General features: G+C 63.5%; 10 protein-coding genes. 4 read left to right on the top strand and 6 right to left on the bottom strand.

Translation table 11 applies throughout. The features are described 5' to 3' along the window. Positions 1-39 precede the first annotated feature (39 nt). The 4 genes from IE166_RS05780 to dgcA all read right to left on the bottom strand — a co-directional run bounded on the left by IE166_RS05780 (position 40) and on the right by dgcA (position 3,587). Complete coding sequence (locus IE166_RS05780; RefSeq protein WP_189502419.1) at positions 40-831, bottom strand: glycosyltransferase family 25 protein; 792 nt, start codon at positions 829-831, stop codon at positions 40-42. A 15-nt stretch (positions 832-846) separates the two neighbouring features. Continuing rightward, positions 847-1,698, bottom strand: coding sequence for a fumarylacetoacetate hydrolase family protein (locus IE166_RS05775; RefSeq protein ID WP_189502417.1), 852 nt, complete (start codon positions 1,696-1,698; stop codon positions 847-849). A gap of 32 nt (positions 1,699-1,730) precedes the next feature. Then, a complete protein-coding gene (locus IE166_RS05770) occupies positions 1,731-2,510 on the bottom strand; it encodes an SDR family oxidoreductase (protein WP_189502416.1) in 780 nt (259 codons plus the stop codon). 93 nt (positions 2,511-2,603) lie between these two features. Further along, positions 2,604-3,587, bottom strand: a complete 984-nt coding sequence (gene dgcA, locus IE166_RS05765) for an N-acetyl-D-Glu racemase DgcA (protein ID WP_189502413.1) — start codon at positions 3,585-3,587, stop codon at positions 2,604-2,606. A gap of 66 nt (positions 3,588-3,653) precedes the next feature. Between dgcA and IE166_RS05760 the strand changes: the two genes are divergently transcribed. From IE166_RS05760 to IE166_RS05745, 4 genes are all read left to right on the top strand, one after another. Continuing rightward, a complete protein-coding gene (locus IE166_RS05760; protein ID WP_189502411.1) occupies positions 3,654-4,832 on the top strand; it encodes an ABC transporter permease in 1,179 nt (392 codons plus the stop codon). Continuing rightward, positions 4,829-5,677: an ABC transporter ATP-binding protein gene (locus IE166_RS05755; protein WP_189503255.1), complete on the top strand. Its 849-nt coding sequence runs from the start codon at positions 4,829-4,831 to the stop codon at positions 5,675-5,677. Before IE166_RS05760 ends, IE166_RS05755 begins: the two co-directional genes overlap by 4 nt. Further along, positions 5,678-7,051 carry an MlaD family protein gene (locus IE166_RS05750; protein WP_189502409.1) on the top strand — a complete coding sequence of 458 codons (1,374 nt, stop codon included), beginning with the start codon at positions 5,678-5,680 and terminating at the stop codon, positions 7,049-7,051. 113 nt (positions 7,052-7,164) lie between these two features. Further along, a complete protein-coding gene (locus IE166_RS05745; RefSeq protein ID WP_244641339.1) occupies positions 7,165-7,734 on the top strand; it encodes an ABC-type transport auxiliary lipoprotein family protein in 570 nt (189 codons plus the stop codon). A gap of 78 nt (positions 7,735-7,812) precedes the next feature. Here IE166_RS05745 and IE166_RS05740 read toward each other — a convergent pair whose 3' ends face one another. Beyond that, a complete protein-coding gene (locus IE166_RS05740) occupies positions 7,813-8,322 on the bottom strand; it encodes a GNAT family N-acetyltransferase (protein WP_210312937.1) in 510 nt (169 codons plus the stop codon). A gap of 68 nt (positions 8,323-8,390) precedes the next feature. After that, positions 8,391-15,227: an apolipoprotein A-IV repeat region-like domain-containing protein gene (locus IE166_RS05735; RefSeq protein WP_189502405.1), complete on the bottom strand. Its 6,837-nt coding sequence runs from the start codon at positions 15,225-15,227 to the stop codon at positions 8,391-8,393. Positions 15,228-15,296 lie beyond the last annotated feature (69 nt).

Here is a 15,296-nt window from a genome sequence, read left to right as displayed (position 1 = left end):
CTTATGATCCTGCCGCATAGCAATGACAGGCGAACGAAGCTAGGCCGTGCGGAAATAACCGTTCCACAAACGCAGCGAATGCGCCTTGATGCGGTAAAGCAGGGTGGGCCAGCGACGGCTCCAATGGAACTTCTTCTGCTTTGAAATGGTGCTGGCGACGCCGCGCTGACGCGCCAGCCGGGGCATGATCGAGCGCACGGCAACGCCGGTTTCCCAAGGGGATTCCATGTAGTGATCCACCGGCACATAGATCGGGAACGCGCTGTCCAGCAGGCCTTGCGCCGCAGCCTTGTCGACGAGGTAGGCCGCGCAGCACGCTTGATGAGTGAGAGGCTGCACCAGCCGGTACGTGTCGTCGATCGCACCGGCATCGCGGGTCAGACCCGGCCGTTGCCAAGACAGCTTCATCAGCATGCCGGGGCGGTACGCGCGAAGCACGTCCTGGAGCGTGTCCGCCCAATCGGGTTGGAAAACGGCATCGTCTTCCACGATCAGCAGCATGCGATAAGGCTGGCTGGCGAGAAAACTCCAGGCCGCCGTATGGCTGAGATAGCAACCGATGTCGCCAGGCGTGATCTTGCGGCCATTGGACTGCTCGAAACGCTCGTGGCTGACCTTGGCTTCCAGTGACCGATCGAGCGCGCGACCATCGACGGCACGGAGCCGGACAAAGGGCATGCCGCTGGCTTCGAGCTGTTCACGGATCGCTTCCCAGCGCTCGATCGAGCGATCGAGATTGATCGCGCAAATGAGCACGTCCCCGCCGCTGCCTGGGCGCGAGCGCTCCCAGTCAATCGTAGCCTCGATGGGGGCGTTGGGGTCGTGCTTCATCTGCTTAGCGGGTCCTCAAGCCTGATCGCGCGCAACGATGCGCGAGCGCTGTTCGCCGAGCTTCTCGATGCCGAGGTGCAGGCGGTCGCCGACCTCTAAGAAAACTGGCGGCTTCTTGCCGGCGCCCACGCCGGGCGGGGTGCCGGTGGTGATCACGTCGCCAGGCTCCAGGGCCATGAATTCGGAGAGGTAGGAGATGACCTTTGCAACGGAGAAGATCATCGTGTCCGTGTTGCCGGTCTGGCTGCGCTCGTCGTTCAGGTTCAAGAACATTTCGAGCGCTTGCGGATCCGGGATCTCGTCGGCGGTGACGATCCAGGGGCCGAGCGGACCGAAGGTCGGCGCGCTCTTGCCCTTCAGCCACTGGCCGCCGCGTTCCTTCTGGTAATCGCGCTCCGACACATCGTTGCACAGGGCATAGCCAAGAACATGCGACAGCGCGTCGGCTTCCGAAACATAATCGCAGCGCTTGCCGATGACGACGGCGAGCTCGACTTCGTAGTCGAGCTTCACCGATCCGCGTGGCTGGATGATGTCGTCATTCGGTCCGTTAAGGCAGCTTGGCGCCTTGGAGAAGATCAACGGCTCGCTTGGGATGGCCGCGCCGGTTTCGGCAGCATGGTCGGCGAAGTTCAGGCCGACAGCCAGGAAATGACCGATGCGCGAGAGCGGCGAGCCGATGCGCGTATCACCAGGCACTTCTGGCAGCTTGGAAAGATCGGCTTTGCGCAGCGTCTCGATCAGCTCAAACGAAACCGTCTCCGGGCTGAAGTCAGCAACCAGCGATGAGGCATCGCGGATGGTGCCATTGTCATCAACAAGACCGGGACGTTCCTGACCCTTCGGGCCAAAGCGAACAAGTTTCAAAGCTGCCTCCTAGATGTTCTTGCTCTGTGATCTCAAAAAGCGGAGGGATAAAGGCCGCCGTCGAGGATCATGTTTCGTCCGGTGATGTAACCGGCGTGCTCGGAGCACAGAAAGGCACAGGCCTTGCCGAACTCTTCCGGTGTGCCGATGCGCCCGGCCGGGATCTCGCGGCGCTGGCGCTCGGCAAACTCTTCCAGTGGCACACCTGCCTTATCGGCCGCGAACTGCGTCGTGGAGCGAATGCGGTCCGTATCGAACTTGCCCGGCAGGAGACCGTTGATCGTGACGTTGCGGTTGGCCACCGTCTTGGCGACGCCCGCCAGGAAGGCGGTGAGGCCCGCGCGCGCGCCGGATGACAGATCCAGCCCGGGGATCGGCATATAAATGGAAAGCGAAGTGATGTTCACGATGCGCCCGAAGCCGCGCTCGGCCATGCCGTCGATCACTGCCTGAACGAGCTCGAGCGGGGTGACCATGTTCTGCGTCACGCCATCGAGCATGGCCTGCCGATCGAGTTTGCGGAAGTCGCGCGAAGGCGGGCCGCCATTGTTGTTGACGAGGATGTCCGGGTTTGGACAGGCTGCAAGCAGTGCCTGCTGACCTTCGCGGGTCGAAACGTCGGCTGCAACCTCGGTGACCTGGACCCCGAAGCGGTCGCGGATCTCGCGCGCGGTTGCGGCAAGCGGTTCCGGATCGCGACCGTTCAGCACGACATCGACGCCTTCCTCGGCCAGAGCAAGCGCGCAGCCACGGCCAAGGCCTCTGCTTGAAGCGCAGATGATCGCCTTCTTGCCGGTCAGTCCAAGATCCATGTCATGCCTCGCACCATCAAGCCGCCTGGGTGATGCTGGCTATGGGAACCGACGGCCGGGTTGTCCAGCCATTTGTGTACCACAGAGCTTCACTTAGCCCCACAGTGCTGAAACAGGCGGTGAGACGATGGAGCCGGTGTAAGTCAAGCCCGGATCGCGATCTCGTGCCAACAGGAGCGGACCATCGAGATCCACGAAGGCTGCCCCCTGTGCCAGCAGGATCGCCGGCGCCATCGATAAAGACGTGCCGACCATGCAGCCCACCATGATCTGGAAGCCGAGCGCTTCTGCTGCATGGCGCAGATCGAGCGCTGCTGTCAGCCCGCCTGTTTTGTCCAGCTTGATGTTGATGGCGTCATAGCGGCCGCGAAGATCGGCAAGATCATCCAGGCCATGCACGCTTTCGTCGGCGCAAACAGGCACCGGGCGGTCGATGCGGCCAAGCATGTCGTCGGAGCCGGCCGGCAGCGGCTGTTCGATCAGGGCGATGCCCAGCCTTGCCGCCTCGGCAAGGTGCATCTCGATGTTGCTGGACGTCCAACCCTCGTTCGCGTCGAGAATGATGCGGCTGTTCGGTGCAGCTTTCGCAACCGCCTCCATGCGCGGCCGATCGTCTTCTGTTCCGACCTTGACCTTTAGGAGCGGGCGCCAGGCATTGTCGCGGGCGTCCACTGCCATCTTCTCCGGCTCGCCAAGCGAGATGGTGAATGCCGTTTCGAGCGGCTGCGGCGCAGTCAGACCGGCCAGCTCGCTGACGCTGCGTCCGCTTTGTTTGGCTTGAAGATCCCACAAAGCGCAGTCCACGGCATTGCGAGCCGCACCTGGAGCCATTACGTCAATCAATTCTTGACGATCAATTCCGCTTTCGATTGCAGATCTTGCTGTTTCGATTTGCAATCGGACGCTTTCCGTTGTTTCACCATAGCGGCGATATGGCACGCATTCGCCGCGTCCCTGCGCTCTATCTTCGACCAAGGTGCACAGGATCACTTCGGCTTCCGTCTTGGAGCCGCGGGCGATCGTAAAAGCGCCGGCTATCGGAAATCGTTCTTCTTCAAGGTAAAGATGGCGCGGCATCAAACATCTCGCGAGTGTTGCCGTGAGCACAATGACAGTGCACGCGGGTCGGGCTAAGAAGGCAACATGTTGACCAAAGCCGAAGACGGTGCAAGCGCCGACGCGCAGCTCCAAGACAATGCGGATATTGCCGTCACGGAAGACGGTGACGGTGTGACCTGCACCTTCACCGGTCCCTGGACAACCCACAGCGTTGCCCAGGTGGATGCCGGGATGCGCGAGCTTGAGAATCGCGATGGCGTTCGTAGCTTGCGGCTCGATCTCGGACAGGTTTCCTCCTTCGACACCGCCGGTGCGTGGCTGATCAAGCGGTTGGCGCAAAAGCAGGCCAACAAGGGTGCGGACGTTGATTTCGTCAACGCTTCCGACACGATGGCGATCCTGCTCGATGCCGTCGATGAAATGGCCAAGTTCGAGGACGCGCCGGTCACAGCTGGCCGCTTCGATTGGCTGGCGCCGTTCGAGATCGTCGGCCGCAATGTGGCGTCGCTCGGAACGGACTTCCTGGCAGGCATGCACATCCTGGGCTCGACGATCCGCGGCGCCCAGATGAAGCTCGGCCGTGGTCATGCCATCAACCCGGCGGCTATTGCCTCGCAGATCGACAAGATGGGCGTGGGCGCGATTCCCGTGGTCGTGCTGATGGCGGCGATCGTGGGCGCCATCATCGCACAGCAGGGTGCGTTCCAGCTGCGCTACTTCGGCGCCGAAATCTTCGTGGTTGATCTCGTCGGTATTCTGATCATGCGCGAACTGGGCGTGCTGCTCACGGCCATCATGATCGCAGGTCGCTCGGGCAGCGCCATCACGGCCGAAATCGGCTCGATGAAGATGCGCGAAGAAATCGACGCGCTTCAGGTCATCGGCCTCAATCCGGTTGGCGTGCTTGTTTTCCCGCGTCTTGTCGCGCTCGTCATCGCGCTGCCGTGTCTGTCGATCATCGCCAACTTCGCCGCATTGGGCGGAGCGATGTTCGTAGCGTGGAGCTATTCCGGCATTCCGCCGCAGGCCTTCATCGACCGGCTGCGCGAATCGATTGACCTGTCCTCCATTCTCGCCGGCCTGATCAAGGCGCCATTCATGGCCATCATCATCGGCATCATCGGTTCGGTTGAAGGTATGAAGGTGGGCGGCAGCGCCGAATCGCTCGGTCGCCAGGTCACCACCTCGGTCGTGAAATCGATCTTCATCGTCATTGTCGTGGACGGGCTCTTCGCCATGTTCTACGCGGCCATCAATTTCTGAGGCACAGGTTGGACGCGTCCACACAACAACCGGAACAGAACAACATGACGGCGCCCAATGGAGGCGGCGAGCGCGAGGTCATTCTCGAAGCGCGCGACGTCACCGTGTCGTTCGGCGACAAGACCATCCTCGAAAACCTGTCGCTCGATGTGTATCGCGGCGAGATCCTTGGTTTCGTCGGCGGTTCGGGCACCGGCAAATCGGTTCTGCTGCGCACGGTGCTGGGCTTGAACAAGAAGCAGAGCGGCACGATCAAGCTGCTTGGCGTTGATCTCGATGGCGCCAACGAGCGCACGCGCATGGCCGTTGATATGCGCACCGGTGTGCTGTTTCAGCATGGCGCATTGTTCTCGGCACTGACCGTGCTGGAGAACATCCAGGTGCCGATGCGCGAATATCTCGATCTGCCGCCCAAGCTGATGAACGAGTTGGCGCGGTTGAAGATCGACCTCGTCGGTCTGCCGCAGGATGCTGGTCCGAAATATCCGTCCGAACTGTCCGGCGGCATGATCAAGCGCGCTGCCCTGGCGCGCGCACTGGCGCTCGACCCAGCCATCGTGTTCCTGGACGAGCCGACATCCGGCCTTGATCCGATCGGCGCGGCAGACTTCGACGATCTGGTGAAGACCTTGCGGGACACGCTCGGCCTCACGGTTTACATGGTGACCCACGATCTCGACAGCCTGTTCTCGGCCTGCGACCGCATTGCGGTGCTCGGCAAGAAGCGGGTGCTGGTCGACGGCACCATCGAGGACATGCTGAAAAGCGATGAGCCTTGGGTAAAATCCTACTTCCGCGGCAAGCGCGCGCGGCAAATCGACCTCGAAGCGCGGGAAACGGCGTAGATGGAAACCAGAGCCAACTATGTGGTCGTGGGTATCTTCACGATCGCTGCGATCCTTGCAGCCTTTGCCTTCGTGTACTGGACGGCGGTGGTGGACAGCCAGGGCGAAACCGCGACGCTGCGCGTGCGCATTCCGGGCTCCGCGTCCGGCCTCGGCCGCGGCAGCGCCGTGCTGTTCAACGGCGTCAAGGTCGGTGACATCACCCGCGTTTTTATCGACCGTAACAACCCGACCGACGCAATTGCCGATGCGGAGATCAATACCTCCACGCCAATCACCCAATCCACACAGGCCGATATTGGTCTGGCCGGTTTGACGGGCCAAGCCAACATCGAGCTCAAGGGCGGCAATCTAGCCGAGCCAAACCTGTTGCAAGAAGCCGAGCGCACCGGTGAGGTTGCACAAATCACCGCAAATCCCTCGGCTGTGACCAACCTTCTGCAGACCGCGCAGCAGATTTTCCGCCGCGCAGATTCCGTGCTGGTGGAACTCGAAGGCTTCACCAAGGATGCGCGCGGCCCGCTGACCGACACCGTTCAGAACGTAAAGGTCTTCTCAGATTCGCTCGCCCGCAATGCGGAAGGCATCGACACATTCCTGGCAAGCGTGAGCCGCCTGTCTGAAACGCTGGATGGCGCATCCCAGAAGCTCGACGGCGCTTTGACGGCGGCAGAAGGCCTGCTCAACTCGGTGAACCGCGAGCAGGTTTCGGAGATCGTCAACAACGTCACGACCTTCACCGAGACCTTGCGGGACTCGTCTGGCCGCGTCGATGCCATCATGTCGTCCCTGAACGCCGCCGCCGACTCCGTCGAGTCCGTTGTCACCGGCGCCAATACGACAATCGCTCGCGTCAACGACGTCGTCCAGGCGGTCGATCCGGCAACGGTGCGCAACACGCTGACCAATATCGAGCAGGCCGGCGTTTCGGCCAACCGCGCCATGAACGACTTCGCGGCCGTGACCGACAAGATCGGCCAGCGCGCCGGCGACATCGACCAGACGGTTGCCGATGCGCAGCAGTTCATGCAGCGCCTGAACCAGGCATCGGTGCGCGTCGATGGCATCCTGCTGAAGGTCGACAATCTGCTGGGTTCGGGCGAGGCCAATGGCTTGATGGCAGATGCCAGCAACACGCTGCGTTCGTTCAAGCAGGTCGCCGACCAATTGAATGCGCGCATTGGCGTCATCACGGACAACCTGACCCGCTTCAGCGATCAGGGTCTGCGTAACATCGACGGGCTGGTTTCCGACGGTCGCCGCGCGATCAATCGTATCGAACAGTCGGTCAACGATCTCAGCCGCAACCCGCAGCGGATCATTTCCGGTGGTGAAGGTGGCGTTCGTGAATACGATGGGCGGGCACGGCGTTGACAAGCCGCAGTGCTGCGACAACACATATCAACGGTTGCATTGCCCGTGCAGGCAGTGATTCAGGGTTAAGGCGGGGATTTCCAGTGCGTTCAAGAAGTCGGCTACTTGGTGTCTTGGCTTTGTCCCTGGCACTGTCGGGATGCGCGCTGCTCGGCTCCGGCCCGGCACCGCTGGATACCTATTCACTCTCCGCACCCCGCGCGAGCGAGGGTGCGCGTCGTGGGCGGTTGCAGGTGCTGATTGCCGAGCCGACTGCGCTCAAGGCGCTGGACAGCGAGCGCATCGTCATCACGCCGGCTGTCGGCGAAATCGAATATCTCGGCGGTGCACAGTGGGCCGATCGTCTGCCTCGCGTCGTTCAGGCCCGGCTGGCAGAGAGCTTCCAGGCTTCCGGTCGCTTCGGCGGCGTGGGCAAGCCCGGTGAAGGCTTGGCGATCGACTATCAGGTCGTGACCGAGGTCCGCCGCTTCCAGATCGATGCAGCCGGCAATTCGGCTGTGGTCGAGCTGTTCATCCGCGTTCTCAATGATCGCACGGGCGTGGTACGCGCCTCGCGCACCTTCACCGCGCGGGCACCGCTTGGTGGCGGCGCCAAGGGCAACGCTGCTTATGTGGAAGCGCTCGACAGCGCCTTCAATCAGGCCGGTGCCGAGATCGTCGCCTGGACGGCGTCTTCGATCTGAGGTCACCAAGACGATCCGACGGACCGTCTTAAACAAATCGAATACGAAGCGCGTCGCCCTTGGCGGTGCGCTTTTTGTTTAGGGCGTACGGCGCAGCGTCGTGACGTCGTGCTCCTTGTAGGTCGCGCTGCCAAACGCTTCATAACCCAGCTTGCCCGCCAGCCGCAGCGATGCCGCGTTGTCTGGATTGATGATCGCGACAGCTTCACGCTTGCCCGTCTTGGTCTCGAACCAGTCATGCGCAGCCGAGGCAGCCTCGAACGCCATGCCCTTGCCATGCACGGAGGCGCTGAAAATCCAGGCTGTTTCCGGATAGGGATCGAAATCCGGCCCAAGCTCGCGGCAGAAATGGGCAAGGCCCGTATCGCCGATCAGCTTTCCCGTCGAGCGATCGACCACGGCAAAGAGGCCATAGTCGAAGCTGCTCCAGTGCCCGACGAAGCGAAGCAACCGCAGCCAGGTTTCTTCCTGTGTCGAGGGCCGTCCTGCCAGAAAGCGGTATACTTCCGGCTCTGCGGACAGCGCGTAGTGCGCGTCCATGTCCTCGATCGTATGAGGCCGAAGCAGCAGTCGATCGGTCGTAATCAAGACCCTTCCTCCTTGCACAAAAAAGGCGGACCAAAGCCCGCCTTTTGCTTGTTTGTGATGCCTGCTGCTTACTTCAGGCGGCCGCTGGCGTGGGCGAGCATCGTGTAGACCTTGCCCGTATCGGACGAAAGATAGGTCTGCGCCATCATGTTATCGCGATCGTTGCGGGTCACATCGGCCAGAAGCTTGTCGAAGTCGTTGCAGTAGCGGTCAACCGCAGTGCGGAACTCCGTATCGCCCTCGTACTTGCGGCGGATTTCGTCAAAGGTCTGCTGACCCTTCAGCGTGTAAAGGCGACGCGTGAAGACGTTGCGCTCGCCCTTACGATAGCGATCCCACAGCTCGATCGAGGCATCATGATCAATCGCCCGGGCGATATCGACCGAAAGCGAATTGAGCGATTCCACCACATGCAGCGGTGAACGGGCCGGGGTCGTCGGTTGCGCAGCCGGTGCCGCCACAGCCGTTTCTTCGCGCGAGGCGCCACGCAGCAGATCGCGAACCCAACCGCCCTGAGGCGCCGCTTCGCGGGCCGGTGCCGGCTGTGATGGCTGCAAACGCGTTGCCGGGGCCGGTGCGGTCATCACCGCCGTTGCTGCCGGGGCTGCAACGGGGCGCGCTGCCGGAGCCGGAGCGGGACGCGGTGCTGCCACCTGTGCCGCTGGCGCCGGAGAAGGTGACGCAACAGGGGCTGGAGCGGGCTGACGGGGAGCCGAGCGTTCCGTCGCATCGAAGGCACGGCCGGACTTGGCGACGATATCCGACAGTTCCTTCAGCGCGTTGATCTGCTCGGTCACAGCGCGGCGCATGGCCGAGGTCGACTGCTTGGTTTCTTCCGGCAGGTCGAGAACGCCCTTCTTGAGCTGCGAGCGCGTGTCTTCCAAGTCAGTGCGGATCGCGTCGGCGGTCTTCTTCATCTCCGTCGTCGCATCGGCAAAGCGCTGCGTTGCGGATTCAACCACTTCCGAGATGGCGCTGCGGATCTGGTCCGTCGAACTGCGGGTGCGGCCTTCGGCGCGTTCCAGCGCCTTGCCCACCAGATCCTCGAAGGAACGCATGGTCCGCTCGATGTCTTCGGACTTCTTGACGAGGCCGACGGCCAGTTCCTCAAGCGCGCCCTGACGATCGTCCAGCGTCGAAGCGAGGTTGCTCTGCGCCGAGCCGAGCAGGTCGGAGGCGTTGGACAGGACCTTGCCATGCTCGTCGAAGCGGCGGGCGATAGCGGCAATGTCCTTCAGCGTGCTGGACGACAGTTCCGTCAAACGGCCGGCATTGGCATCAATAAGGCGAGCCGAGCTTGCGAAGGTCTGCGCCGCACGTTCGGTCGTGGTAGCGAAGTTCTGCGTCGTGCCGAGCAGCTTCTCGTCGATGCTGGTGAGGTTGCTCGCAGCCGACTCGACCAGCTCGCCGAGGCGGGCATTGGAGTTGGTCAGCCGCTCGATCAGCTCGCCGACGCCAGCGCTGAGCGAGGAGCGTGCACCCTCCACAGCCGACAGAGTCTCTGCCGTGCGCGATGCCAGCGCGTTGACCAACGCTTCGTTTTCCTGGCGCAGCTTTTCGGCTGCGCGCTCGGCGGCTTCTTCCAGATTGGACTGGAGTTCGCTGCCGCTTGCTGCGAAGCGCTCGACCAACGGGCGTGCCGTTTCGTCCAGCAGCTTGGCGATCTCGGTGGAACGATGAGCCAGCATGGCGCTGAGATCGCGGGCATGGCGCTCGATCGTCTGCGCGGCTTCGCCCGTGCGCTGGCCGATATGCGAGTTCACCGCGTTGAAGGTGTCGGCCAGTTCGGCAGCACTTGCGGCAAGCTTGGCTTCCGCAGCCTCGACCTGCTCGTTGAGCTTCTCGCCCACCGTGCTGGCGCTGGCTTCCAGACGTTGGTTCATGTCGCCAAGCTGCTCGCTGACGCGCGCTGCCAGTGCGCCCATGCTGGTCGTCAAACGGCGATCGGCCTGGGTGAGTGCGGTTTCGAGAGCCTGCGTGCGGCCATCGAGCAGTTCCGCGGTTTGCGTCGAGCGATCGGCGATGCGCTGGTCGGCTTCGGCAAAGATTCCGGCCAGTTCGGCTGCGCGGCTGGACAGCATTGCTGCCGTTTCTTCCGCACGGCCGGTGAGGCGACCGTCATTGGCATCGAAGGCCTGAGCGATCTCGTCGATCTTGGCAAGCAGCGCCTGAGCGGCGTTGTCCGCGCGGGCCGACAGCTGCCGATCGGTGTCGGACAGCGTGTTGACGATCTCTTCGGCACGCGAAGCCAGCAAACCGGTGCTTTGTGCAACGCGATCGGCAATGCGCTGGTCGGCTTCAGTAAAGGCGTTGGTGATCGCCTCAGCACGATCGCGCAGAGTGGCATCACTGCCGGCCACACGATCTGCCAGGCGCTGATCGGCCTCATCGAGAAGGCGGGCAAGCTCTTCCGTCCGCGAACCGAGTTGCGACCCGCTGTTGGCAAAGCGTGCGCCAATTGCCCGATCGGCTTCGGTAAGAAGCTTGGCGAGTTCTTCGGTGCGCGAGCCGAGCAGGGCGCCGCTGTTGTCGAGACGCGATGCGATGGCCTGATCCGCTTCGCCGAGAATCCGGGCGATGTCCTGCGCACGCTCCTGCAGGGTCTGATCGCTGGCTGCGATGCGCTCTGCGATGCGGCGATCGGTTTCCGCCAGCACAGTTTCGATGCCATTGCTGCGCTCGCGCAGCAGGGCGTTGCTGTCGGTAAAGCGGGCAGCGAGACGCTGATCGGCATCCACGATAGCGCGTGCCAGTTCCTCGGCATGAGCCGAAAGCTGGTTGCCACCTTCGGCGAAGCGCGTGGACAGCTGATGGTCGATCTTGTCGAAGCTGCCGGCAATTTCGCCGACCTTTGCGTAAAGCAGTTCGCCGCTTTGTTCAGCACGTGCGCGCAAGCGGCGGTCGGCTTCTTCCAGCGCCTTGGTAACAGCGGCAGCGCGCTCGGCAAGCTTCGCACCGCTCTGCTCGGCACGTTCTTGGATCGTGCGATCGGCATCGGCAAAGGCGTGCGCCACATCCACGGCGCGTGCGCCGAGCTGGGATGCAACGCCTTCCACCATGGCCGCCAAACGTGCGCCGCTTTCTTCCGCGCTCTGACGCAGCCGCTGATCGGCCTCGCCAAGGGCGTCGGTGATCGCCGCCGCCCGTTCGGACAGCTGCGTACCGGTCTGCTCGGCGCGAACCTGGATCTCACGATCGGCCTGAGCAAAGGCGCGGGCAACGTCTTCGGCGCGGGCGCCGAGCTGGGATGCAACGGCTTCCACCATCGCAGCCAGACGCTCGCCGCTTTCCTCAGCGCTACGGCGCAACCGCAGATCGGCTTCCTCAAGGGCGCCGGAAATGGCGGCGGCCCGTTCGGACAGTTGGGTGCCGGTTTGCTCGGCGCGTGCCTGGATTTCACGATCGGCATCGGCAAAGGCGCGGGCCACATCATCGGCACGCAGTCCGAGCTGTGCTGCCGTAGCGTCGACGCGCTCGGCGATGCGGCGGTCGACATCCACAAACGCCTTGTCGGCTTCTTCGTGCAGGGAGCCGGTGACTTCGATCAGGCGATCGCGCAGTGCTCCGGCAACCACGCCGGCGCTGCGCTCCAGCGTACCGCGGACATTGTCGATGCCAGTTGCTAGGGCCGTTTCCATGGTGCGCGTGCGCTCTTCAATCACGCCGGTGTGACGACGGAAGGCCTCATCGAGGCGCTCAGCATCGGCAGTAAGCGCGACGGAAACACTGGCTGCGCTGTTCGTGAGCGCGTCGCTGAGTTCGGCACGGCCGGCTGCCAGCAGGTCGGCGATCGCGCGGCGGCTGTCGGCGAAGGACTGGGCAACGCCTGCGCCACCTTCGGAAAGGGCACGCACATGCGCCAGCACGGTCTCGTCGAGCGCGCTGCGGGTCTCGTCCAGCTTCTGCAGATCGTCTTCCATGACCCGCGACAGGTAGCTGCGGCCTTCCGCGAGCTTGCCGACGTGGTTGGACACAGCCGAGTCGATTTCGGACCTTACTTCGGTCAGGCGGGCAAGATCGTCTTCGATGGCGCGGCTGAGCGCGGCGCGGCCTTCCGCCAGCTTCTCGACATGACCACCAAGCGCGGAATCTGCCTGCAAGCGGGCTTCCGCGAAACGCAGGAGATCGTCTTCCAGCGCTCGGGTCAGCTGTTCGCGACCTTCGTCGAAACCGCGGATCTGTTCGCTGATCATCCGGTCAACCGCATAGCGGGACTCGGCGATTCGCTGCAAATCTGCGTCGAGCACGGCGCTCAGGCGCTCGCGGTTCTCGGCGAAGCGGCGCTCCTGTTCGTCAACGGCCGAGGCAATCGCGCGGGAATGTTCGTGCACCGACAGATTGATGCCTTCGCGGGCCGCGCCAAGGGTGGTCTCGAGCGCCGTACGGGCGTCGCCGACGCGGATGTCAAAGGTGGAGGTGGCGTCGCTGAGCGACTTGTCGAGCGTAGCCCGGCCTTCGCGCAAAGCCTGCTCCAGCGTTATCGAGGCATCGCCCAGCGTGTTGCCAAGGGCTGCTTCGCCGCCGCGGAAGGTTTCCTGCAAACGGGTCACTGCGCCGCCGATCGCCGCGCCGACGCGCTCATCCGCGCCGCCCAGGCTGTTGGTGAGGTTGGCCTCACCGTCGCGGAACGTGTCCTGAAGCTTGGACACCGCACCACTGATCGCAGCTTCAACACGGTCGCCGGTACCCGACAGGGTCGCGTCAATCGAGGTTTCGCCAGCACGGAAGCGAGCTTCCACGGCGTCGGCTGCGTTGCGGATCAGGTCGTCCAGACGCGTTGTGGCATCGCCGATGGCGGCTTCCACACGGTCGGTTGCGCCGCCCAGCGAAGAGCCGAGCGCGACTTCGCCGGAGCGGAACTGCGTTTCCACGGTGGTGGCTGCTTCCCGCACCAGATCGGACAGGCGGGTGGAGGCGTCACCAAGGGTGGTCTGCAGGTGGCCGGTCGCGTCGGCCAGAGCGTCTTCGATCGCCGAGCGCGTGCTGTCGGTTGCGGAAGACAGGGCTGCGCGGGCGTCGCCCAGCGACAGATCGATGCGGGTGCGCGCTTCTTCCAGCTTGCGCAGATCTTCGTCGAGGTTGGCGGAGAGATCGTCGCGCGTTGCAGCCAGACGGCCGCTGAAGTCTGCGGCGCGCGTTTCCAGCATGGACGAGGTGGACAGAACGAGGTCGGCCATTTCGGAGCCGATACGCGCCTTGCCTTCGTCGATAACGGTGATGAGGTCCTGCTTGCCGGTCGCAAACGTGCCGGCGATGTCGCGGGTGCGCGCCATCAGCGTCTCGTTGATGCTACGAGCGCGGGCTTCCAGCGCGGTGTTGAGCCGTTCTGCATTGCCATCCAGCGCTTCGGCGCGGCTTTCAAACGCGCCGATCAGCGACTGGCCGCGTTCGGCTAGCGTCTTTTCGATGCCGCCGAGCTTGAGTTCGAATTCCTCGCTCAGCGCACGCGTCGCGCCGCCCAACAGCGAAACGATCCCGCCGGTGCGCTCGTCGAGCATCTCGGCCAAAGCGCGGTTGGCGCCGTCGGTCTTCTCGCCCAAGGTCGCGATGCGGGTGTCGAGCAGGCCGGCAAAGGCTTCGCCGGACGTCGTGATGCGTTCGGAGATCGTGTCCAGACGGCTGTCGATCGCCGACTTCACCTGTTCGCCGCGGTCGTTGAAGTTCGCAAGGAGCGCGTCGCCGGACTCGTTCAGCGTGGCGGCCAAACGGGTCGAGGCGTCCTGGATGTTGCCGCTGATCACAGCGCCGGCCTGGCCGAGCTCTTCCTTCAGCTGCTCATGCGCGCCGGAAATCGAGGCACGCACGCGCTCGGCATGGCTGACCACGGCCTCGCGCTCGGCGCCTAGACCATCCACCAGCGAGCGGATGCGCATTTCGTTTTCGGAATAAGCGCGCTCGAGTTCGTTGACCTCGGTATGAACCAGCGTTTCCAGCTCGACCGCGCGGGCAAGCGTGCGCTCGATGCCTTCGCCCATGGCGGACACTTCGCGACGGATCGCCTGACCCACCATCATCACGCGGTCCTGCGCGATGGTTTCCGGCTCAGCCAAACGGCGGGCCACTTCGGAGATCGACTGTGCGGCAATCCGCATTTCCTGAGCGCGACGGGTCATCACCGCAAAGGCCCAGAACAGCATCACCGGCAGGACCGTGCCTGCGGCGAGGCCGATAACAGACGGATTTGCCAAGATTTCCGGATAGCTCGCCGGCTGCCAGATTTGCGGGCCGTAAAGGGCGTTGGCGAGAAGCGCGCCGCCGCCGACCCAGGCGGTGGACAGGATGGTTGCCCCCCAATAGCCGGCGCGTGAAGGGCGGCGCTCGGCTACGCGCTCAACGGCGGTGCTGGCGGATTTGAAGCGGTCGTTGGCCGGAGCAAAGACCGGTGCCGGGGCGGGTGCGGGATCAGCGGTGCGCGACAGCGGGGCTGCGGCCGGCTCGACATTCGCGGCTTCGATCTTCGCTGCAGGCTTAGGCTGCGGTGCCGGACGTGGCTCAACGATTGGTGCTGCTGCAACTGGCGCTGCTGCTGCGGCTGACTGGGTAGCGACAGGTTCTGCAGCGGCGTGCGCGCCGGAGTAAAGCAGGGCGTCGTCGAGATCGAGGGTGTCGTCTTCCGTTGCGCCGGCGATCGGGTCGAACTGCATGGAAGCGTCGGAGCGGGGCTGCTCGGATGCGACGGGCTCTTCAACAACCGGAGCTTCGGCAACAGGCTGATGATCGCCGCGGCCTTCGCGCGCCAGCTCTTCAGCAGCCTGGGAGATCTGGAGCTCGAGATCTTCCATGGAGGAGTCCATGTCGAGATCGCCGGTCAGGTCCAGCGCCAGTGCTTCTTCCAATTCCCGGCTGACATCCTGGTCATCGATGGCAGGATCAGGCTTGCGGCTGGAATTCACTTTAAGAGCCATGTGACGCTACCCCGTACGCTGTTCGAAGTGGCCTGCGCCATTAAACGGCCACAGGAGTCCTTCGTATCC

Source organism: Tianweitania populi (assembly GCF_014652875.1).
Classification (GTDB): Bacteria; Pseudomonadota; Alphaproteobacteria; order Rhizobiales; family Rhizobiaceae; genus Tianweitania; species Tianweitania populi.
The sequence above is the reverse complement of the archived record's forward strand: the minus strand, read 5'-3'. Positions and strand labels throughout refer to the sequence as shown.